The following is a 20,771-nucleotide window of genomic DNA, read 5'->3' on the forward strand; positions in this document are numbered from 1 at the left end:
GTGAGCGATCGATGCAAGAGGCGAGCGACGATCGAGGCGGCGCGTCGCTCATGGAGGCATTGACGACGCAGGAATGGCGAGGCCGCGATGCGCATCGAAGTTGCCGCCGAACGCGACGTTGTGTGGCTGGTGCACTACCTGGACGAACACGGCGTGCCCTCGCCGCCTCTCCAGGAACTGACGGTCGCACGGCTGACCATCATCACTGCGCTGTGGACCGTAGTCCTATGATCTGATTCGTCGGTCGGCAACCACCACTGGCCGCGCCATGGCGTGCCGGTGAACGGCGGGGGCCGTGACGCGGTTCGTGACGCGAAACGGTGTCCAATGCTGAGATCGACGTCGTCCGAGGCGGTCGGTGCGCAAACAGAAGCCCAGGTAGATGCTGTGGTCGGTCCGGTCGGGCCGTCTCATAATCCCTCGGTCGCGGGTTCGAGTCCCGCCCGCCCCACCAGCTTGCCTGCTCAATGGCCCAATCTCCATCGTGATCTTGAAGTTGGCGTGCCGGAGAATCTGCATCGCCACCCGGGGGTGCACGTCCAGGTCGGCCAGCAGAGATCCCAGGTGCGCCGCGCGTCGTGCGCCGTGATCCGGCGCAGTCCGGCCAGCTCGCAGCGGCGATCCCAGAACCGAAGGAAGTTGCGCGGCTCGATCGGGGTGCCGAATCTGGTGGTGACCACGAGCCCGTCGTCGTGCCAGGCCGCCCCGGCCTGCTCCTTGGCGGCGATCTGTGCCTCGCGGTGCTCCTTGAGCGCCGTGATACAGATCGGCGGCAGCGGCAAGATCGAATCGGATGAGGCGGTGCAGTGTCCCCTACGGTCCGGCAGTTCGGTCTCAACCCGTCACCGGGCGCAAAGATCGGCGGGCACGGTGACACCGCATGGGCGCTCCACCTTGACAGGCAGGGGCACCCCGAGGGCCTGGCACCGGTGAGGGCGCCGCCCTCCGTCTGAGGCCAGCCCCAACAGCGTGTCGCGGCGCGCAGACCCTGAGCCTGCCCTTATGACTCTTGGCCTCCTTCGGCCGCGCCGCTCGTGGTCACCGGGGGAAGGTCCACCTCGATACGTGTCACCTTGAGGCCCCGGAGCTGATCGGTGGGATCGGGTTCGACCTCGCAGAGGAAGCCGACGCTTCGCCTCTGTTCCGGCGGGCCGACAACGAAGCCGGTGACACGGAAGCGTCCGTCGCCGAGGTCGGTCACCGTGATGTCGCGCTTCTCGGTCGGGTCATCGCCGAATCCGGCCTTCTCCCCGACCGGCAGAGAACACTTGGCAGCCGCAATGGCACTGGCATCAAGCCGGTCCGTGGAGCAGCCGGCGGCGATGCCACCCAAGATCGATACTGCGGCGCAGAGCGTGAGGGCGTTCCAACCCCAGGATCGGCGTAGTCCAGCTTTCACTGCCTCTGCCTCCATCGACGTCACCACCCCTGATCGAGGAGCAGAGGCTACAGAGCGTGATCGGTCTGGGGGAAGCAAAAGCGGAAAGAACCAACCGAAAGGGCAGACCGCCCAACCGGGCGGTAGCTGATCGCCGCGGGTACCGACGTCCGGACGGTGGCGGGCCGTCTCGGGCATGGCGGGGGAGGAGCAACGACGCTTCGGGTGTACGCAGCGTGGCTCAGCGAGGCCGACCAGCGAGCCGCCTCAGCTCTGTCCGGGCGGATGCCGGCGCGGCCGACCGCAGACACGGGCGGCGGCCCTTACTCGTCGCCGTCGCGTGCTCGTCCGCCACGTCGGCCGCCGGCACCGCGAGCGGCGAAAGAGGCGGCTCACGAGTGGTGGGAGCGGGAGGTAGCGGCGGGGAAGTCCCCGACCGGGGCGGACACCGCCCGCGCTGCCGACGTCGACCCGAGCGTTGGACGACGCTGGCGTCGAGAGTGGATCACCGGCAGCTGATTGGGTTGCGCGCCGAGCCACTCTCCGCGTAGACGTGCATGGTCGCTCCTGCAGGTGGGTGCACACATCTGCCGACGTGAGTGCGTTCGGAGGCCGGTACGCCGGTTTGTCAGGGCTTCCGCGAAACCACCTCTGGAGGACGGCCGGATCAACGCGGCTGTCGGTCCGCGCCGCGCATGCTCCGGTACACGGAGGTGATGCCGAGAAACAGTATGCCGATCAGTACGAGCGTGATCGCGGCGTTGATGGCCACCGGCCAGTCCTGCACGAAGTACTGCTTGACGTAGTTCGACCCTACGATGATCACGACGTAGAGCCACCAGGGCGCCCATCGGCCGTCCGGCTGCTTCTTCGTATCCATGCTGTTCGCCTTCGATGTAGGGTCGTGCTCCTTGCCCGTCCTGCCCACATCGTTTCCTGCATCGCCGAGCCTGCCGTCCGCCATCGGAGTGACGACGGCGTCATCAATTAGTCGTACGGCGGTTGGTGTCCTGGCGGTGGGTGAGCCGAGGTTGCCTTCCTGTTGGCGGGCAAGCGGTGGCGCGCGAGATTTCGCTGACCGCTTCGCCGGCGGAATGGGCCGCAGGCATGGCTACCGGAACGCACTGATCTGTCGCGATCCACGCGTCGAAGGCTTTCCGTGTGGTCGGCCGTGGCGCGGCCCGCGCGTTCGGCATTGCTGGCGCTGTCGTTACCGACTGGTCGGCGGTGCGGGTCACCGCGGAGCTGACGCGCCGGGTGGTGGCGTGGGGAGTCGACCACGGTTGGCGGGTGCGGCGTGAGGTGCCCAGCAACCCCCTCCGGCGACGACACCGTCACTCCCGACGAACCCACGCGAAGCGGGCCATTGACTAGCGCTGATGATTGGGGCGGCGAGGGGGTCGGATGCCTGTACCCTCGCGCAATGTCATTTCGTGAGGAGCTTCGGCGCCAGTTCGCGGCGGAGTCGGAGAGTGATGCTGTCGGGCGTATCCGGTTCTACGCCGCTTCACTGAACATCCTGGGTGGCATCTTCGCGTTTGCTCTGATTCTTCTGATGGTGGGCGGGCGCCTGTCGTGGGCGGCCGCGCCTGGATGCGTGCTCCTGATTGCCGGTGGGGCGTGGGGAGTCGTCGTCCAGCTGACCAGGGACGTCTTCGCGGGGCGACGGCGTCTCTGGTGGGCGTGGGGCTGCACCTTTCTGGGCGTTCTGGAAATCGTGGCGGTGGCGAATTTGGCGTCCTGACCAGGGCGTCTATGCAAGTCAGCGGGGAGGCAGCTTGTGACGCTCAGGGCGATCCCGAGGGTCTCGACGGGTACGCGAAACAGGTCGGAAGGGCTGGCGAGGACGCCCGCGCGATCGGCGGTTACCTGCACCGGTACCCGCCGCCGGACGGAACGTGGTCCAGCGGCGGGTCAATGAAACTCATGGGCGAGACCGGCCCTCGCGCGTTCGCCGCGGCGGAAGCGAACCTAGCCACAGCCGGCACATTGCCGGGGCGTCGCGGGTCTGCTGATCGGTGACCTGCGGGTAGATCTCCATTGTGATCTTGATGTTGGCGTGCCGAGGAGGGTGCATCGCCACCCGGGGGTGCACGCCGAGGTCGGCCAGCGAAGATCCGCAGGTGCGCGGGGCGCGGTGGGGGGGCTTCGGGTGTGCCGCCTGGCTCGGTGAGGTTTGTGGTGGCGTCGGCGTATGGCGTCGGGCGGCCCAGGTTGTCGAATGCCCGCACGATCTTGGCGGTGACGGTGCTGGACGAGTCCAGTTGCTCCGTCCGGATCGCACTCCGGTGGCCGGGTCGCAGATGGTGCGGCGGGTCTCCACCGAGGTACCGAGCGACGCGCTAGACAGCGAGAGCCACCGAATGCAAGCCCCGTCTGATCTACCGGTCGCAGGTTCGCATCGCGCGGCCCACCGTCAGAAGGGTGCGGGTCCGCGTCCTGCCAATGACATCAGCACCTGCGTGGCGAGTAGCTTGCGCATGCCTGTGACGGCCACTGTCCCCACCCGATCGTAGGGAAGTTCCAATTGGAGCCCGTCGGCTGCGTTGCGCAGGTCCGTGGTGACCTCGTCCGGACGGAACGTGCCACCCCAGCCGTTCTGCCCTCCGCGCTGGTTGGTACTGAGGGAGGCCATACCGGATATCGATGCGCCGTCCACCAGGATCAGCCTTGCAGGGCCCGAGTAGGTCGTCGTCATAGTCATGCCCTTCGGGGTGTCACGTCGTGTGCCCGCGGTTCCGGCCGTCTGACCGTCGTCAGGAGGACGAGGCATCGAGTCGATCGAGACCTTCACGGTGCGGTGGTTAGCGCGTGAAACGCCGAACGGCGGCCCACTGAACCAGTCGGAGCCGCCGTTCGCAATACGTGGATCAGAGCGGGCGGATGTTCTCCGCCTGCGGGCCCTTCTGGCCCTGAGTGATGTCGAACTCCACCTTCTGGTTCTCGTCGAGGCTGCGGAAGCCGCTCGTCGAGATCGCGGAGAAGTGGGCGAACACGTCGGCGCCGCCACCGTCCGGGGTGATGAAGCCAAAACCCTTGTCGGCGTTGAACCACTTCACGGTACCTGTAGCCATGTCTGCTCCTTCGCAGGCTGTTAAGAGACCGCACTGCGCGGACTCTAACGCTGCCGCGTTGATAACCCGCGCCAAAACGACACGAAAAACGAAAAGCGCCCGTATGGGTTCAGATACCCCATCAGGCGCCGGTAAACGTCTTCGGAAATCAAAACTGCAACCCGATGAGTGTAGCACACGGTCCGCCGCCAGTCCCCACGGCGGCGGCTGATGCCGTATCCCGCCTGCGCCACGCTGCGTGGACGGCACGGCCGACCCGGGGTGGGCTCGAGTCCCGGGTGGCCGAGAAGGAGACGTCAGCCGAGCGTGGCCGCCTTGCGCAGCAGCACTGAGCGTTCGCGCTGGTTGGTGCACAGCCGGGCCGCCAGCTCCAGCTCGGCGCGCGCTTCCGGTCGCCGTCCGAGCCGGGCCAGCAGCTCTCCGCGTACGGTCGGGACCAGGTGTGAACCGGGGAGCCGGTCCGAGGCGACCAGCTCGTCCACGATCGCCAGGGCTCGGGCCGGACCCGAGGCCATGGCGACGGCGACGGCCCGGTTGAGCTCGACCACCGGCGAGGGTGCGACCCGGCCGAGTGCCTCGTAGAGCACCACGATCCGGTCCCAGTCGGTTGCCTCGGCCGAGGGCGCCGATGCGTGCGTGGCGGCGATCGCGGCCTGCAGGCCGTAGGGGCCGAGCCCGCGAGTCGATGCTTTGGCCAGCGCGGCCAGTCCACGGCGGATCGCCGAGACGTCCCATTGCCGTCGATCCTGATCCTCGAGCAGGATCGGCGAACCGTCCGGGGCGGTCCGGGCCGGGAAGCGCGCGGCCGTCAGCTCGCACAACGCGAGCAGGCCGTGCACCTCCGGCTCGGCCGGTTGCAGCGCGGCCAGCGTGCGGGCCAGCCGGATCGCCTCGTACGCGACCTCGGGGCGCAGCAGCCGGTTGCCCGACGTCGCCGTCGAACCTTCAGTGAAGATCACGTAGATGACGCTGAGCACACCGCCGAGCCGGTTCCCGCGCTCGGCGGCCGGCGGCAGCTCGAACGGCACCCCGGCCGCCGCGATCGTCTTCTTGGCGCGGGTGATGCGGGCCTGCACGGTCGGCACGGGTACGAGGAACGCGCGGGCGATCTCCTCGCTCGACAGGCCGCCGACCACGCGCAGGGTCAGCGCTACCCGGGCCTCGGGGGAGAGCACCGGGTGGCAGCTCACGAACATCAGCGCCAGCACGTCGTCATCGATCTTGTCGGGATCGACCTCCCCGGCGCCTGCCGGGTCGGCCGCCAGGTCCGCCGCCAGCAGGGCGTAGCGGTCCTGCAGGGCGGTACGGCGGCGGATCGCGTCGATCGCCCGCCGCCGGGCGGTGGCCATCAGCCAGCCGGCCGGATTCGCCGGAGGGGTGAGCGGCCACGACACCAGTGCCTCGGCCACCGCCTCCTGGGCCGCGTCCTCGGCCAGCCCGAAGTCGCCGGTGAACCGGGTCAGCGCGGCGACGATCCGCGCCGACTCGATCCGCCACACGGCCTCGACATCGGCCGTACCCATCAGATCGGGCCGTTGCTGTCGCGCCCGGTCCGGTCTCTGACGATCATTTGTCGACCTGCGGGACTTCGTCGCTCCCGGGCACCCGCCGGACCTCGATCTTAGACCCGGGGGCCGCGGGCACCCGCTTGGCCCACTCGACCGCCTCCTGTTTCGAGGCGACGTCGAGCAGGAAGAAGCCCCCGAACAGTTCCTTGGTCTCGCCGTACGGCCCGTCCGTGACCACCGGGGCCTCGCCGCTGAAGTCGACGACCACGCCCTTGGCGGGATCGTCCAGCCCTTCGGCTGCGAGGAGAACGCCGGCCTTGATCGTCTCCTCGATGAACTGGCGGGTCGTGGCCATCATCTCGTCGATGTCGGCCATCATGGCCGCGTTGGACTCGTCGGTGCCCCGCATGATCAGCAGGTACTTCGGCATCGCGTTCTCCTCGTCCGGCGGGCCGCCTCTCGGCTCTCGCACCCTCACGTCGAACGAGTGGCCCGCGGATCGACACGGCCCCGGAGAAATCTCTCGCCGCGACGCAGCCGATCCCGCCGACCCGCGTTTCGCCCCTTCACAATAGGCCGCTACCGGTCAGACGAAGTCGGCCACGTGGTCGGCGGCCCACTGGGAGAACGTACGCGCGGGACGTCCCAGTACCGCCGCGACGTCGTCGGTCACCTGCTCGGGCTCGTCCACGAACGCTGCCCAGCCGGCCAATGCCGCGTCGGCGAATGCGGGGCTGCCCATCGCCGCGGCCAGCATCGGGCGTACGGCCTGGGCGGGCACGTCCTGCCACTGCAAATCGCGACCGATCGCCCCGCCGATGATGTGCACCTGCTCGGCCTGGCTGACCGTCTCGGGGCCGCTGAGCACGTACGTCTGCCTGTCGTGTCGGTCGGTGGTCAGCGCCTCGACCGCGACCGCCGCGATGTCGTCCTCGTGGACCACCGAGCGGGCCGCCGCGCCGTACGGCCAGCGCACCACGCCCTCGGCTCGGATCGACGGGGCCCAGCCGAGCGTGTTCGTGGCGATTCCGGTGGGACGCAGCATCGTCCACGGCAGCCCGGACGCGATGACGGCGCGTTCCACCACGGCCCAGAACGAGCCCGGGTCGGCCTCCGCGGAAGCGGCCGACACATACACGACCCGGGGTGAACCAGCCGCAGCGAGCACGTCGGCGACGCGCGGAGCGAGCTGTGACGTGGTGGCGGCGTCAACGAACGGCCAGATCAGGAACACGGCATCCACACCGTGCAGGTGCGGGCGCAGGGTCTCCGGATCGGCCAGGTCGGCGGCCACCACGTCGACCTCCGGCGCAAGGCCCGCGCGAGCGGGGTCGCGGGTGATGGCGCGTACGTCGTGACCCGCGGCGACCAGCCGCTGCACCACCCGCCGCCCGACGTTGCCGGTCGCGCCGGTTACCACGATCATGGTTTCCTCCACGGAGTTCGTGCCTGAGGACCCGACCGTAGAACCTCAATATTTGTTGAGGTCAACGTTTGGCCGCTGCTCCATGTCAACCATCGTCGGCCAGGACGGCGTCGAGGGTGTGTCGCCCGATCGCTGCCATCAGAGGATTGTCGGCGGAGTGACCGAGGAATGCGGCAGACAGCACGAGAGCCCAGCCGCGTGCGCGGATCCGCAGGGCGTCACCGGCCGGATGCCGGCCGGCCGCGGCGTACGTTTCCCAGAATGCGTGCCGGTCGTCGGCCGGCAGCAGCATCCAGGCCACCGACAGGTCGGTGGCCGGATCACCGGCGGTGATGTCGCCGAAGTCGATGACGGCGCTGACCCGGCCTCCGTCGACGAGGACGTTCGCGGGGTGCAGGTCGCCGTGTATCCAGACGGGAGTCCGGTCCCAGACGGTTGATTCGACCGCGGCCCGGAACATGCGCGTCATGGCGGTGGCGTCCACGGTGGTGCCGAGCTGGTCCAGGTTGTCGGCGAGCCGTGCGGCACGGTTCGCCAGGGGAATGCCACGTACGGGGTTTTGCGGCGCCTGCGCCGGCGCCGGGACGTGCATCGCCGCGAGGAACTCGGCCAGAGCGACGGCCGCCTGGCCGTAGTCGCCCGGTGGGGTACGGGCCGCGATGTCGCCGGGCAGATGCGACACCACGCTCCACGGCCACGGATAGCCGCACCCGGGCCGGCCGGCGCGGACCGGCGCGGGGATCGGCAGGGGAAGCCGCGGCGACAGGCGGGGCAGCCAGCGCAGCTCGTTCAGCAGCAGGCCAACGGCGACGGCTCGCCTCGGCAGTCGCGCTATGAGGTCGTCGCCGATCCGCACCATCACGTTGTCCCACCCGTGCGCCAGCATCCGGAGGTGACGGCCGGCCAGATCCGGCATCTGTTCGGCGATGAGCCGACGGACCAGGCCCAGGCTGACATCCACCTCCGCGGGCGGCATCGGGCTGGCGTTCATCGGCTGGTGTGGTCCTCATCTGTGCCGCGGTCGCGATAGGCGCGGCGTCGGGGCTCGGGTGCCGTTCCGGCCACGACCCGGTTGCGTCCGTCGTTCTTTGCCGCGTACAGGTTGCGGTCGGCGGTGGCCAGCGCCGCGGACTGGCTCCGCGGGGAGGTCTCGTTGACTCCGGCGACGCCGATGCTGACCGTGACGGGCAGGCCGTTCGTGGTGTCGTGCCAGGCGAAGTCGCTGATCGCGCGCCGGATCCCGTCGAGGTGCCGGGTCGCCCGGGCGACGGGGGTGGCGGGGAGCACGAGCAGGAACTCCTCGCCGCCGAGCCGGGCGGCGAACCCTTCCGGGGCCACCGTGGCCAGCTCGGTCGCCAGCACCTTGGCGACCTGCACCAGCACCTGGTCCCCGGTGTCGTGGGAGAGCTGGTCGTTGATCCGCTTGAAATGGTCGATGTCGACTATCGCCACAGTGAGGTCGGGATCTGCAGCGATCAGTGCGGTCAACTCTTCGTCGACGTAGCGGCGGTTCCACAGGCCGGTCAGCGGATCGCGGCGGGCCTGCTCCCGGAACTGCTGGGCTTCCTCGCGGGCCTCGGCGGTTTCGAACTGGGTCTGCCGCGTCAGCGCCTTCGCCTGTTCCTGGCGCGCGTGCAGGTTCTCCTTGGCCGCCACGAAAACCTTCTGCGCGGCGAACGCCTCGGCGAACTCCCCGCGGGCGGCGTGCAGTTCCGCCTGTTCCTGGTGCACGCGGACGAGAAGCCCGTGCAGCTCGCGTTCGGTGCACAGCTCGCGGGCGGAGTCCAGGCTCGCCTGGGCCCGATCGGTGGCGCCGGTCCCGCGCTGGGCGCGGGCCAGATTCAGCAGGTACTCGGCCAGATCATCGGCATTGTCGCTCTCCCCGGCGTCGCGCCGGGCGATGCAGACCAGCATCGTCTGCTCGGCCTGGGCGTACTCGCCGTTCTCGATCTGGATGGCGCCGATCGTGTCCAGCTGCGCGGGCTCGAGGTCGAAACCGTGCTCCGCGGCATGGTCCAGCATCCGGCGCGCGACCTCCCGGGCCCGCGGGAAGTCACCGTTCTCGTACTCGGAAACGGTCCAGTTGTTCAGCACCATGGTGAGCTGCTCCCACTGGTGCAACTCCCGGGCCAGCGCCTCCGCCTGGCGGAAACGCGGCCGTGCCGCGACCATGTCCCCGTTGTCGGCCAGCGCATCGGCCAGCGTGCACCGATACCACACCTGCATGTACGGGGTGGCGGTCTCGTCCAACAGTTCGACCGCGCTCAGCGCATGCTCGAGACGCTTGGCCGTGTCGCCGGTCAGCCGCTTGATGTACGCCCAGGACAGATGCGTGCGGGCCTGCAACCGGCGGTCGCCATGCCGCAGAGCCCATTCATGGATCTCGTGGACCTGCCGTGCGGCCTCGGCCACCTCGCCGGTCCGTCTGAGCATGTTGGCGTGCACGAGGCGGGCGCGGGCCATGAGAATCTCGTCGCCGAGCGCGGTGGCGCGCTGCTCGAGCTCGAGCGCGGCGGTGTAGCCGGCCTCCGCCTTCACGGTGACCTGTTCTTCCAGCGCCATCAGGGCGGCGGACAGTTCCTCAGCCTCTGTCGCAGCGCCATTCATCAGTCCACCCCCAGCCCCGTCTATCGCCTCATCGGCCCCGCTCGGCTCCGGCTAAGCATTCAGGGGTGTGGCGCGGGCTCATCATCGTCCGCGGCGCGACGGCCGACGACCGCATGATCCGCGACGGCTGCGCCGCAACGAAACCGCGTAGGGCGACATGGTCGGCACTTAAACGGCCAATCCCTGCTAAATCGCCATCGGCGGCCCGTGGCGGGTGAGGTCGGCCCGGTCCGGGATGTCTCGGCGTTGCGTGACAACCGGTTCAGGTGTGCCCGCGTCCTACTTTGGCCATCGACGCTCGGTGGGACCTGGGGAGGACGTGTGGACAAGGGCCTCGAGGAGGCGTTTCAGGGCTTCGTCGCGGCCCGGTCCGGTGCCCTGCTGCGTACGGCGTACCTGCTGGTGGGCGACCGGCACTGGGCCGAGGACCTGGTGCAGACGGCGTTGGTCAAGACGTTCGTCAAGTTCGCCGGCATCCGTGATCAAGGCGCCCTGGAGGGCTACGTACGACGGACCATGGTGACCACCGCGACGTCATGGTGGCGGGGTCGGCCGTACCGGGAACGGCCGGTGGATCGGTTTCCCGACCGCGCCCGGGACGACGGGCCGGACGGCGGCCCGGACGCCCGGCTCGAACAGGACGCGATGTGGACGCATCTGCAGACGCTGCCGGTCAAACAGCGTGCGGTGCTGGTGCTGCGCTACTACGAGGGTCTGGCGGAGGCCGAGATCGCCGAGGTACTCGGCATCTCCCGCGGCACGGTGAAGAGTCACGCCTCGCGTGGCCTCGCCACGCTGCGTCAGCGACTGGGTGAGGAACACGGCATGGCAGAGGCGGTGTCATCATGACCGACCAGGGGCGACCGATGCGGAACGAGACGGCGGATCCGCTCGCCGAACGGCTGGTGGCGACGCTGGAACGCCGTGCCGGGGCGGTCGACGACGGGCCCCGCTTCGGGGCGGCCGATGTGGTCCGGGCCGGAAACCGCCGGATCCGGCGGCGACGGGCCACGGTGGCCGCGACAGCCGCCGCGGTGGTCGCGGCGACGCTCACCGGGTCGCTGATCGCCCGGCCGTCGGCCTCGCCGCCGAGCCATCCCGCGACCAGCCCGGCGCCCTCGACGTCCGCGGTGCGCATGGACCTGCTGTCTCGCAACACGGTGTTCCGTGCTGATGGCAGCCGGGTCGCGCTCGGGCTGCCCGGCGGCCGGTCCGCGAAGGATGCCGTTCGCGTCCGGGCGGGATGGGTGGTGACGGCGCAGCCGGTGAGCGGCGGGAAGACAGAGGTGTGGTTCGTCCCCGACCACGGCACCGCCCGGTCGGCGGGCACGGTGTTCGGCGGTGTCGCCGTGTCTCCGGACAACCGGGTTCTCGTCGTCGCACACGACGCCTCCCATGTGGGTGCGTACGAGTTGCCGTCGTTGCGCGAGATCAGGCGGCAGACGTTCGAGGAAGGAATGGGGCCGGGCGTGCTGGGGGCCACCGACGACGTGGCTCTGCTCGACGGGGGATCGGGCGACGGCACCCCGATGCGGGGCGCGGTGTGGAACTTCCGGACGGGCTCGTTCACGACCACCCGCGCGGACATTCCGGCCTGGGGGATGTCGGACGACGGCCAGGTGCTGCGCCGGATCGGCGACTGTGTGGACGTCGTCCCGGTCACGGTCACCGTGCCGTCCATGCACCAGGGCTGGTGTCCCACGCACGGGCCGGTGGAAGGCCGGAGCGGGACCATCTCGCCGGACGGGCGCTGGGCGTCGCTCGACGTCAGATCCGCCGACGAACAGGCCGAACCGACGACGGTGCTGCTCCGCACGGCCGACCTGAAGGCCGGACGGTGGCGTCCGGTGCCGACCGGTGGTCCCGCCGACGCGCACCCGATCTGGCTGACCGGCGACGTGTTCGTCCTGGAGATGCCGCAGGGTGGTCGCCTGTGGTGCAGGGCGGGTGACCGTTGTCAGCCGGTGGTCGAGCCGCCCGGGCTTTCCGAGCCGACCCTGGTCATGCTCCGCGGCATCCGGTGAGCACGGATGGTTACTCCGTCGACGGGGGATACCCTCAGCGGTCGGCCTGCACCCGTTCGGCGTGCTTCTGCTGGTACATCCGGCGGTCCACGAGACTCATGGCTTCGCTCAGGTCGCTGGTCTCGTGCGGCAGTACCACCAGACCGTGCGAGGCCGTGACCGGAACGCGGTCGTGGTCTTCGCGTAGCGCCTCGCTCACGAGTGCGATCAGCGCGTCGGGGCTGTCGATGTCCGAGGCGCGGGCCACCACGCAGAACTCGTCCCCGCCGATCCGGTAGGCGCCGCCGCGCCCGTGCACCGCGTCCGACAGCCGCTTCCCGAGGCGGGTGAGCAGGGTGTCCCCGACGGGGTGGCCCAGGGTGTCGTTGTATGCCTTGAAGCCGTTGAGATCGCTGAGGGTGAGATACAGCGGATCGTCCTCGCTGCACCTGGGCAGCAGTACGGCCAGGTCGGCCTCGAGGCGGCGCCGGTTACGCAGGCCGGTGAGCGGGTCGGTGTTGGCCGCGTGGACCAGCGCGGACTGGCTCCTACGGAGCATGATCACCGCGTACACGATGATCAGTGCGGCGGTGAGCACGACGACGCCCTGCAGCACGCCGATCCCGGTGAACGGGCCGGGCGGGACGGGCGCGACGGTGACCACGTACCAGTGGTTGTCGTTGCCGACCTCCGAGGGCACCCGGCGGTAGGCGAGCTGGCGGCCGTCGACCTTCATCAGGCCCGCCTCCCGCCACTGACCCACCAGCGGGGTGAACTGGTGGTTCTCCGGGTCACCCAGCGGCTTGCCGTTCTCCTGCGGGCGGGCGCTGTCGATGACGACCGCGCCGGTGGTCGAGTCGACGACGAGCAGATGGCCATAGCCGCCGTCGAGTTCACGGCGGAAGCCCTCGACGGTGATCTCGAAGTGCACCATCGCGTGCTTGACGTGGTCGGGCATGAGCACCTGGGTGCCGCTGGAGATCACCCAGTCGCCGGCTGTGGGGGAGCGGTACGGCCGGGACTGGCGTACCACGCCGGGGGAGACGCGGAAGACCGGCTTGAAGTACGGCGCGGTCGCGCTGTTCTGCGGCAGCTTGTCCGCGACGACCGGCTCGCCGTGGATGACCGCGGCGTTGGTGACGCCGGTGACGTCGATGAAGGCGGCGGCGCCGATCCGGTCGGCGTACATCCGGCCCAGGTGGGCCAGGTCCTGGTTCACCCGCTCGACGATCTGGTCGGTCGGCTTGGCCTTGAGCGGCAGGTGGCTGCGGTCACCGTAGACGTTGTTGCCGTAGTAGTCGACAAAGGAGTAGTTGCGGCCGCCCAGCTCGATGATCGTGCTGGCGCGCTCGAAGAACTCGCTCATCTTGTGTGAGCCGACGGCGGACCGCTGGGCGAGTTCGGACTGCTCGGTCTTGAGCGCGTTGGCCCGGCCCGAGGCGGCGCTGCCGAGCGCGGCGATCAGGAAGATGAGCGCAGCCGTCAGCATCACGACGGTGGAACGTCTGACTGCACCCACTGCCAACCTCTTCGCGCTGTACCGGAGTCTGTTGGCTCCTGACCTCTCATATCGGTCGTACGTATTCCGATATGAGGGCATCCGGCTCATTCAGTGAGCGTCGGCGGAAAGGGAGCGCAGCGGTGCCCGGCACAATGGCAAAAAGATCGGTCCTTTTCGCGGCGGTCGCCCTGGTGACCCTGGCGGCGGCAGGGTGCGGGCAGGCCACCGCCGCTCAGTCGCCGCAGGCCTCTCCGAAGGCGGTCACCGTCGGCCTCGCCTACGACATCGGCGGACGAGGGGACAAGTCGTTCAACGACGCGGCGGCCGCGGGCCTGGAGCGGGCGAAGACCAGCCTCGACGTCCAGATCAAAGAGCTTGAGGCGCTGCAGGAGGAGAACGACGAGGCCCGGTACGACCGGCTGAAGCTGCTGTGTGACGCCGGCTACCAGGCCGTCGTCGCCGTGGGCTTCGTCTACGCCGGCGACGACCCGTCGGACGGCCCGCTGGCGCGCGCCGCCCGGGACTGCCCGAACACCAAGTTCGCCGCGGTCGACGTCGACACGGTCCGTGCCCCCAACCTCACCAACCTGGTCTTCGCCGACGATCAGGGCTCCTTCCTGATGGGTGCGGTGGCGGCGCTCAAGAGCAAGACGGGCCGGGTCGGGTTCGTCGGGGGCTGTGACCTGCCTCTCATCAGGCGTTTCGAGGTCGGGTACCGGGCCGGGGTGAAGGCCGTGCACGCCGACACCGCCGTGGACGCGCGGTACCTGTCGACTCCGGCGCAGGCATGTTCCGGGTTCATCAATCCCACTGCCGGCCAGGCCGCGGCGGCCCGGATGTACGGCGGTGGCGCCGACGTCGTCTACCACGCCGCCGGTGGATCCGGCCTCGGTGTCTTCAAGGCCGCGAAGGCCAGCGGCACGTGGGCCCTGGGGGTGGACTCCGACCAGTACCAGCTGGTCCCCGCGGAGCTGCGGGACGTGATCCTCACCTCCATGATCAAGCGGGTGGACACGGCGGTGTTCGAGTTCATCAAGTCGGTCAGCGAGGACAAGTTCACCGCCGGGACGGTGACGTTCGGCCTGCAGACCAAGGGCGTCGAGTACGCCACGTCGGGCGGCAAGGTCGACGACATCAAGTCCCAGCTCGAAGGGCTGAAGCAGCAGCTCAGCGAGGGGAAGATCGTGATTCCGGGCGCGGCCGCCAGCTGAGGGTGGCTGCAGTCCACTCGCGACTCCGGAGTGGTCCACTGTGCTCCGGAGTCAGGGAAGGGCTGTGCGCAAGGGAAAGTACTGCGGACGAAACTACTGCGGACACAGGAACGGCCGGGCATCCACGGGGGAAGATGTCCGGCCGCTCCGCTGTCTATGTAACCACGAACCGCGGTGCTCGTGCCACCCCGCTCACACGCGGCATTGCCAGCTCCGTGCGCTGTAGTAGTTGACGAACCGGTCGATCGTGGCCGGCTGCGAGGTCGTCCACCGGCAGACCGCCTGCACGTGGACGTGGAAGTAGGTCGGCCCGGCGCGGCTGTAGGAGACGCACCGCCAGTCGTACGCGGTCGAACCGAGCAGCACCGCCGCGCTGTGCCCGGTGGCGGTGCAGTAGTGCTCGGCCCGGTGGCGGTGCAGTAGTGCTCGAAGTCGGGAGTGGTGACCGTGGCCGCGACGCGCCAGCAGGTGACCGAGGCGGGGTCGCGGAAGTCGCCGACGCGGTCGACGGCGTCGCCCGTCGAGTACATCCAGCGGCAGGCCGCGTCGAAAGTCAGGTTGCCCCGCCGGCCGCCGGTGCCGACGCAGTGCCAGTCGTAGGCGGTGGAGCCGGTCAGGGCGGCGTCGGCGTAGCCGATCGAGCGGCAGTAGGCGCCGAGGTCCAGCCCGCCGAGCTGCTCGGGAGTCGGGGTCGACGCGCTGGCCGGGCCGACCGCCTATGGCGATCTTGCTTCACTGCAATGCTTTGCAACGAGAACGTAATGGCGTTCATTGGTTGAAAGAACTTTCATCGTCCAGGCAGTGGGATGGGCGGGAGTCGGGCCGAGGCTGCCATCACTGGCCTGGCCATATTCGCGGACATCAAGATACTTCAGACCGGTTTGCCACAAACGCCGGAAGGGTACGATTGCCGACGTGGCGAAGCCGGGCAGGAAGCCTTCCTCGGTCGACGCCTCGATCACTCCCGCGGTGCGGGGCGAGGCGTTGGCCGGTCTGAAGATGCATCCCGGCGGTCCGGTACAGACCACGGCCAACCGTCTGGCCGCCCTGACGGCGCGGGCGGCGTCCGCACCCTCGGCGATGATCCACGTGGCCGACGGCGGCTGGATCCGGCTGATGGGCGGCAGGGCGGTGCCCCGGGGATACCCCAGGTCGGAGCCGATACCCGCCTCGCACACCCTGTTCGGCTTGGTGATCCACTACGGATTTCCGCTGGTGATCGAGGATGTGCGCAACGACGCGCGGGTGCCCGCCGAGGCGCCGGCCCGGGTCATGGGCATCCGCGCCTATGCCGGGTTCCCGATCCGCGACCCCCACGGCGAGATCGTCGGCGTGTGCGCCGTGATGGACATGCACCCACGGCACTGGGAGGCCGGGGAACTCGCCGCGGTTGACGACGCCGCCCAGGCATGCACCGCCCTGGTCGGGCAGCGGTACGCGCGCCAGGAAGTCGAAACCCAGCGCATCTTCCTGGGCACGCTGCTCGACAGCCTGGACACCGGCGTGCTGGCCAGCGACGCCAAGGGCCACCTCGTGGTGGTGAACCGGTCGCTGCGCAACAGGCTGGGAATCGAACCGACCGATGACCCGCCCGAGCAATGGCTGCCCACCCTTCCGATCGCCCACCCGGACGGGCAGGCGTTCACCGCCGATCAGGTGCCCCTGCTGCGGGCCCTGCAGGGGCAGCACGTGCACGGAGTCGAGCACGTCGTCACCACCCCGGAAGGGGGGCGGCGGCTGTATTCGGTCAACGCCCACCCGATGACGCGCCCGGACGGCACCCGGCTCGGCGCGGTGTCGGTGTTCCACGACATCACCGACCGGCATCGCGCGGAACGGTTCCGCGGATGTGAATTGGCGGTCACCCTCGCTCTGAACGAGTCCCAGACCGTGGAGCAGGCCGCACCGCGGGTGCTGGCGGCGGTCGCCGGGACGCTCGGCTGGCCGTACGCCGAACTGTGGCTGGTCGAACCCACCCCGAGCGGCGAGGTGCTGCGCCACATCGACCGGTATCGCGCGCCCGGGCTGCCCGGTGACCTGGCCGCTCCGGCGCGGCTGGCGCCCGGTGAGGGACTGGCCGGCGCGGCCTGGCAGCGCGCCGAACCCGTCTGGCACACCGTCGTCGGCGCACCCGACAGTCCGCTGTCCGTCGAGGCCGCCGACCGGCTCGGGCTGCGTACCGCGCTGGCACTGCCGATCTCCTCCGGTGGCCGGACACTCGCGGTGATGACGTTGTTCGCCGACCAGGTCGAGGACCCGCAGGACGCGCTGGTCGCCCTGTTGTCAGGCATCGCCGCGCACCTCGGGCAGTTCATCGAGCGCCGCCGCGCCGAGGAACTCCAGCACGCCCTGACCGCCAGCAAGGACGAGTATCTGCACCTGGTCGGCCACGAGCTGCGTACCCCGTTGACCGTCATCGCCGCGTACATCGAGTTGATCGAGGAGGCCGACCCCGCGACCACCCTGGCCGAGGTCGCGCCGATGACGGCCGCGATCCGGCGCGGCAGCGACCGGTTGCGGCGCCTCGTCGAGTCCCTGCTGGATCTGTCCGAACTGGACTCCGGTCAGGCCGAGATCAAGCGCGCCCCGCTCGACTTCGTGGGCGTGGTCGCCGCCGCCGTCGACCAGGTGCGACCGGCCGCCGAGGCCAGGCGGGTGAGCATCAGCACGTCGCTGCCCGCCGACCTGCCGATCACCGGCGACCGTGACCGGCTCGGGCAGATGGTGACCGAGCTGCTCAACAACGCGATCACCTTCACCCCGGAGGGCGGCCGGATCGAGGTACGGCTTACCCGCGGCGAGGACTGGGCCGACCTGACCGTCGCCGACACCGGCGCCGGCATCCCGGAGGACGAACGGCCGCACGTCTTCCAGCGCTTCTACCGCGGCCAGATCACCACGGAGCAGGCCATCGCCGGTGCGGGCCTGGGCCTGTCCGTGGCGCAGATCATCGCGCAGCGGCACCACGGGGAGATCACGCAGCTGCCGAGCACCACGGGCACGACCATGCGCGTACGCCTGCCCGTGGATCCCGTGGCGGCGACACAACCGCCCCCGGCCCAGGTGGGCCCACCGGCCGCTGAACGCGCTCAGATCGTCGCGGCGCCGGCCGACTTCGAGGGATAACCAGCGGGTTCCGGTGAAGAGGGTCTTGGACGAACGGGTGGCAGACGTGCGGCAGCAGCCACAGGCCGGCGCGGTCAGCGGCCGTGTCCGGGGGCCGGGGGCGCCCGACACTCCACCCCGCGCGGGTGAGACGCAGCCCGTGGCCGGTGACCCCGGGGAACACGACGCGGAGCGGGCGGCGTTCCGGGCCAGCCCGGTCGCGATGGCGATCCTCGACGAGGACGACCGGCTCACCCAGGTCAACTCGGCCTTCTCCCGGCTCCTGGGACGGGACCCGGCGCAACTGCTCGGTCTCGGATGCCGGACCCTGACCCACCCCGACGATCTCGGTACACGGCAGCAGGCCCATGCGGCCGTCGCCGACGACCCCGGGGCCGTGATCAGCTATGAGCAGCGTTTCGTGCGCCCGGACGGCGCCAGCGTGCCATGCAAGATCACACTGGTCCCGATCGAAGGGTCGACGGGGCGGCGACTCAAGCTGGCCCAGGTGGAGGACCTCACCGGCCGCCACCAGGCCGTGGCCCGCGCCACCCGGCACAGCGAGATCCTGCTGGCCACGATCAACGTGCAGCGCGCGGTCACCGCCGCCGCCCACGACCGGGCCCAGGTGCTCGAGGTCGTCGCCGCGCAGGCGGTGCAGGCCTTCCCGGCCGCCGACGGCGCGGTGGTGGAGCTGGTCAACGGCGACAATCTCGACTATGTGGCGGCGGCCGGGACGCTGATCGTGCACCTGGGGATACGGCTGCCGATCGCGGGCTCGCTGTCCGGCGTGGCCATGTCCGAGCGCACCACGGTGCAGTGCCGCGACAGCGAGATCGACCCGCGGGTCAACCGGCAGGCATGCCGCGAGGTGGGGCTGCGCTCGATGTGCGTCGCCCCACTGTTCAGCGCCGACCGGCCGATCGGCGTACTGAAGATCTCCAGTGCCGAGGTGGACGCGTTCGACGAGGGCGATGTCTACCAGCTGGAGCTGCTGGCCGGCAGCCTCAGCGCCGCGTTGCGCCACGCCGAGGACTACCAGCGCAACGCGACTCTGCTCAGCGAGCGCACCGTCGCGCTGACCGCACTGGAGGCCAGCGAGCGGCGCTTCCGGGTGGCCTTCGACAACTCGCCGCTCGGCATGGTGCTGACCAGCCTGCAACCCGACAACCTGGGCGCGTTCCTGCAGGCCAATCCCGCCATGGCCGCGATCACCGGCTATCCAGTCGAGCAGCTTGTCCGGATGCGCGTGTCCGACCTGCAACACCCCGACGACCTCGAGGTGACCATGCGCGTGCTGGCGCGCCTGGCCGCCGGGGAATCCGAGACGGCGAACCTGGAGGTCCGCTACCGCCATGCCGACGGCCATGACCTGTGGGTGCGCATCCGCACCGCGGTCGCCCACGACGAACGGATCCGGCCGCGCTACCTGGTGAGCCAGATCGAGGACGTCACCGCCGCCCGCGCCGCCCAGGCCCAGTTGCACCGGCAGGCCCGCCTGCTCGAGCTGATCCCGGCGGCGGTCATCGTGCGCGACCTGGACGGCACGATCCGGTGGTGGAACGCCGGTGCCGAGGCCACGTACGGCTGGCCGGCCCGGGCCGCCACCGGCAAGATCACCCATCGGTTGCTGGCCACCGCGTTCCCCGACGGCGGCGGTGTGCCGGAGCAGACCGACACCCTGCGCCGCGACCGGGTGTGGAACGGCGAACTCGAGCACCTGTCGGCCGACGGCCGCAAGATCACGGTGCTCAGCCGTCAGGTCCTGCAGGACGCCGTCGACGACGTCGACATCGTGCTGGAGATCAACACCGACATCACCGCGGTACGCGACGCGCAGCGCGCCATGCACCAGAGCGAACAGCGGTTCCGCGCCCAGTTCACGCATTCCGCGGTCGGGCAGATCGTCCGCGCCCTCGACGGCACCCTGCTGGACGTCAATCCCGCCTTCGCCGCCATGCTCGGCCGCACCACCAGCGAGTTGATCGGCAGCCCGACCGACCTGCTGCTGCACCCCGGCACGGCCGCCGACATGCGCCACAAGATCGCGGATCTGTTCGGCGGGGAGCACGACGCCTACAGCCATGAAGGCCGGGTCCGCCACGCCGACGGCAGCTGGGTCGACGTCGAGGCCACCGTCTCCCTGGTCCGGGACACCGACGGCCGCCCGCTGCACCTCATCGGGGTGTTCGTCGACATCTCCACCCGCAAGGCCGCGGAACGTGCCCGCGACGCCGCCTCCGCCGAACTCGCCTGCCGCAACACCGAACTCGAGTCGGCCAACCAGCTCAAACTCGACCTCATCGGCATGCTCGGCCACGAGATCGGTACCCCGCTGACCTCGATCCTCGGCTACTCCGAGGTCGCCACGGAGGGTTGGAGCGACCTGCCCGACGAGCGGAAACACCGACTCGTCGAGAGCATCGACCGCAACGCCCGGCGGCTGCACACCATCGTCCGGGAGGTGCTGGCCCTCGTGACCGTCGAGGCCGGGCGCCTCACCGCCCATCCCACGCGGGTCGACGTCCGCGAGCACCTGCGGGCGGCGATCCTGAACGTCCCCGGCGCCCGGAAGCCGGACATCGACTGCCCGGAGCGGCTCACCGCGACGGTCCAGCCCGGTCACCTCGACCAGATCCTCGCGAACCTGCTCTCCAACGCCGACAAGTACGGCGGCGGCGCCACCCGGATCACCGCCCGGCGGCTCGACGGCCACGTCGAGATCCGGGTCGAGGACCGCGGGCCCGGCGTCCCGGAGCAGTTCCGGCCGCACCTGTTCGACCGCTTCTCGCGCGCCGACACGACCGCGGGCACCATCAAGGGCACCGGCCTCGGCCTGTACATCGTGCGCGAACTCGCCCGGGCCAACGGCGGCGACATCGAGTACGAACCCGGCGCCGACGGCGGGTCGGTCTTCCTCGTCTGCCTACCCGCCGACTCCTGACATCGGTCGCGGAT

At 70.0% G+C, this 20,771-nt stretch carries 18 protein-coding genes and 2 pseudogenes; 8 read left to right on the forward strand and 12 right to left on the reverse strand.

What is annotated here, in order from left to right; all coding sequences use genetic code 11:
* The first annotated feature begins 87 nt into the window (after positions 1-87).
* On the forward strand, positions 88-231 hold the full coding sequence (locus tag ACMCNO_RS09910; protein ID WP_412749106.1) for a hypothetical protein: 144 nt from the start codon (positions 88-90) through the stop codon (positions 229-231).
* Between the two features lie 243 nt (positions 232-474).
* On the opposite strand, the pseudogene ACMCNO_RS09915 reads toward ACMCNO_RS09910, so the two are convergent.
* A pseudogene (locus ACMCNO_RS09915) lies at positions 475-803 on the reverse strand (tyrosine-type recombinase/integrase); the annotation flags it as partial.
* 197 nt (positions 804-1,000) lie between these two features.
* Positions 1,001-1,333, reverse strand: coding sequence for a hypothetical protein (locus ACMCNO_RS09920; protein WP_412749107.1), 333 nt, complete (start codon positions 1,331-1,333; stop codon positions 1,001-1,003).
* A 192-nt stretch (positions 1,334-1,525) separates the two neighbouring features.
* Between ACMCNO_RS09920 and ACMCNO_RS09925 the strand changes: the two are divergent.
* Positions 1,526-1,897: pseudogene (locus ACMCNO_RS09925) on the forward strand (site-specific integrase); the annotation flags it as partial.
* 148 nt (positions 1,898-2,045) lie between these two features.
* On the opposite strand, the gene ACMCNO_RS09930 reads toward ACMCNO_RS09925, so the two are convergent.
* On the reverse strand, positions 2,046-2,342 hold the full coding sequence (locus ACMCNO_RS09930) for a hypothetical protein (RefSeq protein WP_412749108.1): 297 nt from the start codon (positions 2,340-2,342) through the stop codon (positions 2,046-2,048).
* 459 nt (positions 2,343-2,801) lie between these two features.
* Between ACMCNO_RS09930 and ACMCNO_RS09935 the strand changes: the two genes are divergently transcribed.
* Entirely contained in the window at positions 2,802-3,122 is a 321-nt protein-coding gene (locus ACMCNO_RS09935; RefSeq protein WP_412749109.1) for a hypothetical protein, read from the forward strand.
* A 672-nt stretch (positions 3,123-3,794) separates the two neighbouring features.
* Here ACMCNO_RS09935 and ACMCNO_RS09940 read toward each other — a convergent pair.
* From ACMCNO_RS09940 to ACMCNO_RS09970, 7 genes are all read right to left on the reverse strand, one after another.
* Entirely contained in the window at positions 3,795-4,076 is a 282-nt protein-coding gene (locus ACMCNO_RS09940; RefSeq protein ID WP_412749110.1) for a hypothetical protein, read from the reverse strand.
* A gap of 172 nt (positions 4,077-4,248) precedes the next feature.
* Positions 4,249-4,452: a cold-shock protein gene (locus ACMCNO_RS09945; protein ID WP_412749111.1), complete on the reverse strand. Its 204-nt coding sequence runs from the start codon at positions 4,450-4,452 to the stop codon at positions 4,249-4,251.
* 296 nt (positions 4,453-4,748) lie between these two features.
* The gene (locus ACMCNO_RS09950; RefSeq protein ID WP_412749112.1) at positions 4,749-5,975 is read right to left on the reverse strand and encodes an RNA polymerase sigma factor; all 1,227 of its coding nucleotides are present in this window, start codon (positions 5,973-5,975) and stop codon (positions 4,749-4,751) included.
* Between the two features lie 43 nt (positions 5,976-6,018).
* Entirely contained in the window at positions 6,019-6,390 is a 372-nt protein-coding gene (locus ACMCNO_RS09955) for a YciI family protein (protein ID WP_412749113.1), read from the reverse strand.
* Between the two features lie 156 nt (positions 6,391-6,546).
* Positions 6,547-7,386, reverse strand: coding sequence for an SDR family oxidoreductase (locus tag ACMCNO_RS09960; protein ID WP_412749114.1), 840 nt, complete (start codon positions 7,384-7,386; stop codon positions 6,547-6,549).
* A gap of 85 nt (positions 7,387-7,471) precedes the next feature.
* The gene (locus ACMCNO_RS09965) at positions 7,472-8,377 is read right to left on the reverse strand and encodes an aminoglycoside phosphotransferase family protein (RefSeq protein ID WP_412749115.1); all 906 of its coding nucleotides are present in this window, start codon (positions 8,375-8,377) and stop codon (positions 7,472-7,474) included.
* A complete protein-coding gene (locus tag ACMCNO_RS09970) occupies positions 8,374-9,993 on the reverse strand; it encodes a diguanylate cyclase (protein ID WP_412749116.1) in 1,620 nt (539 codons plus the stop codon). Before ACMCNO_RS09970 ends, ACMCNO_RS09965 begins: the two co-directional genes overlap by 4 nt.
* Positions 9,994-10,314: 321 nt before the next feature.
* On the opposite strand from ACMCNO_RS09970, the gene ACMCNO_RS09975 reads away from it, so the two are divergent.
* The gene (locus tag ACMCNO_RS09975; RefSeq protein WP_412749117.1) at positions 10,315-10,842 is read left to right on the forward strand and encodes a SigE family RNA polymerase sigma factor; all 528 of its coding nucleotides are present in this window, start codon (positions 10,315-10,317) and stop codon (positions 10,840-10,842) included.
* A 17-nt stretch (positions 10,843-10,859) separates the two neighbouring features.
* Complete coding sequence (locus ACMCNO_RS09980; protein WP_412749118.1) at positions 10,860-12,017, forward strand: hypothetical protein; 1,158 nt, start codon at positions 10,860-10,862, stop codon at positions 12,015-12,017.
* Positions 12,018-12,051: 34 nt separating this feature from the next.
* Here ACMCNO_RS09980 and ACMCNO_RS09985 read toward each other — a convergent pair whose 3' ends face one another.
* A complete protein-coding gene (locus ACMCNO_RS09985) occupies positions 12,052-13,485 on the reverse strand; it encodes a GGDEF domain-containing protein (RefSeq protein WP_412749119.1) in 1,434 nt (477 codons plus the stop codon).
* 164 nt (positions 13,486-13,649) lie between these two features.
* Between ACMCNO_RS09985 and ACMCNO_RS09990 the strand changes: the two genes are divergently transcribed.
* Positions 13,650-14,708: a BMP family lipoprotein gene (locus ACMCNO_RS09990; protein WP_412749120.1), complete on the forward strand. Its 1,059-nt coding sequence runs from the start codon at positions 13,650-13,652 to the stop codon at positions 14,706-14,708.
* Between the two features lie 192 nt (positions 14,709-14,900).
* Here ACMCNO_RS09990 and ACMCNO_RS09995 read toward each other — a convergent pair whose 3' ends face one another.
* Positions 14,901-15,074, reverse strand: a complete 174-nt coding sequence (locus ACMCNO_RS09995) for a hypothetical protein (protein WP_412749121.1) — start codon at positions 15,072-15,074, stop codon at positions 14,901-14,903.
* Positions 15,075-15,623: 549 nt separating this feature from the next.
* Here ACMCNO_RS09995 and ACMCNO_RS10000 point away from each other — a divergent pair.
* Together ACMCNO_RS10000 and ACMCNO_RS10005 are read left to right on the forward strand one after the other, a co-directional pair.
* Positions 15,624-17,834 carry an ATP-binding protein gene (locus ACMCNO_RS10000; RefSeq protein WP_412749122.1) on the forward strand — a complete coding sequence of 737 codons (2,211 nt, stop codon included), beginning with the start codon at positions 15,624-15,626 and terminating at the stop codon, positions 17,832-17,834.
* Positions 17,835-17,880: 46 nt separating this feature from the next.
* Positions 17,881-20,757 carry a PAS domain S-box protein gene (locus ACMCNO_RS10005; protein ID WP_412749123.1) on the forward strand — a complete coding sequence of 959 codons (2,877 nt, stop codon included), beginning with the start codon at positions 17,881-17,883 and terminating at the stop codon, positions 20,755-20,757.
* Positions 20,758-20,771 lie beyond the last annotated feature (14 nt).

This window comes from Krasilnikovia sp. M28-CT-15, assembly GCF_047159595.1.
Lineage (GTDB): Bacteria > Actinomycetota > Actinomycetes > Mycobacteriales > Micromonosporaceae > Actinoplanes.

What these genes read in the sequence shown, in the direction of transcription:
- ACMCNO_RS09910 (WP_412749106.1), top strand. Translation starts at nt 88, where the DNA reads ATGCGCATCGAAGTTGCCGCCGAACGCGACGTTGTGTGGCTGGTGCAC.
- ACMCNO_RS09930 (WP_412749108.1), bottom strand. Translation starts at nt 2,342, where the DNA reads ATGGCGGACGGCAGGCTCGGCGATGCAGGAAACGATGTGGGCAGGACG.
- ACMCNO_RS09935 (WP_412749109.1), top strand. Translation starts at nt 2,802, where the DNA reads ATGTCATTTCGTGAGGAGCTTCGGCGCCAGTTCGCGGCGGAGTCGGAG.
- ACMCNO_RS09940 (WP_412749110.1), bottom strand. Translation starts at nt 4,076, where the DNA reads ATGACGACGACCTACTCGGGCCCTGCAAGGCTGATCCTGGTGGACGGC.
- ACMCNO_RS09945 (WP_412749111.1), bottom strand. Translation starts at nt 4,452, where the DNA reads ATGGCTACAGGTACCGTGAAGTGGTTCAACGCCGACAAGGGTTTTGGC.
- ACMCNO_RS09950 (WP_412749112.1), bottom strand. Translation starts at nt 5,975, where the DNA reads ATGGGTACGGCCGATGTCGAGGCCGTGTGGCGGATCGAGTCGGCGCGG.
- ACMCNO_RS09955 (WP_412749113.1), bottom strand. Translation starts at nt 6,390, where the DNA reads ATGCCGAAGTACCTGCTGATCATGCGGGGCACCGACGAGTCCAACGCG.
- ACMCNO_RS09960 (WP_412749114.1), bottom strand. Translation starts at nt 7,386, where the DNA reads ATGATCGTGGTAACCGGCGCGACCGGCAACGTCGGGCGGCGGGTGGTG.
- ACMCNO_RS09965 (WP_412749115.1), bottom strand. Translation starts at nt 8,377, where the DNA reads ATGAACGCCAGCCCGATGCCGCCCGCGGAGGTGGATGTCAGCCTGGGC.
- ACMCNO_RS09970 (WP_412749116.1), bottom strand. Translation starts at nt 9,993, where the DNA reads ATGAATGGCGCTGCGACAGAGGCTGAGGAACTGTCCGCCGCCCTGATG.
- ACMCNO_RS09980 (WP_412749118.1), top strand. Translation starts at nt 10,860, where the DNA reads ATGCGGAACGAGACGGCGGATCCGCTCGCCGAACGGCTGGTGGCGACG.
- ACMCNO_RS09985 (WP_412749119.1), bottom strand. Translation starts at nt 13,485, where the DNA reads ATGCTGACGGCTGCGCTCATCTTCCTGATCGCCGCGCTCGGCAGCGCC.
- ACMCNO_RS09990 (WP_412749120.1), top strand. Translation starts at nt 13,650, where the DNA reads ATGGCAAAAAGATCGGTCCTTTTCGCGGCGGTCGCCCTGGTGACCCTG.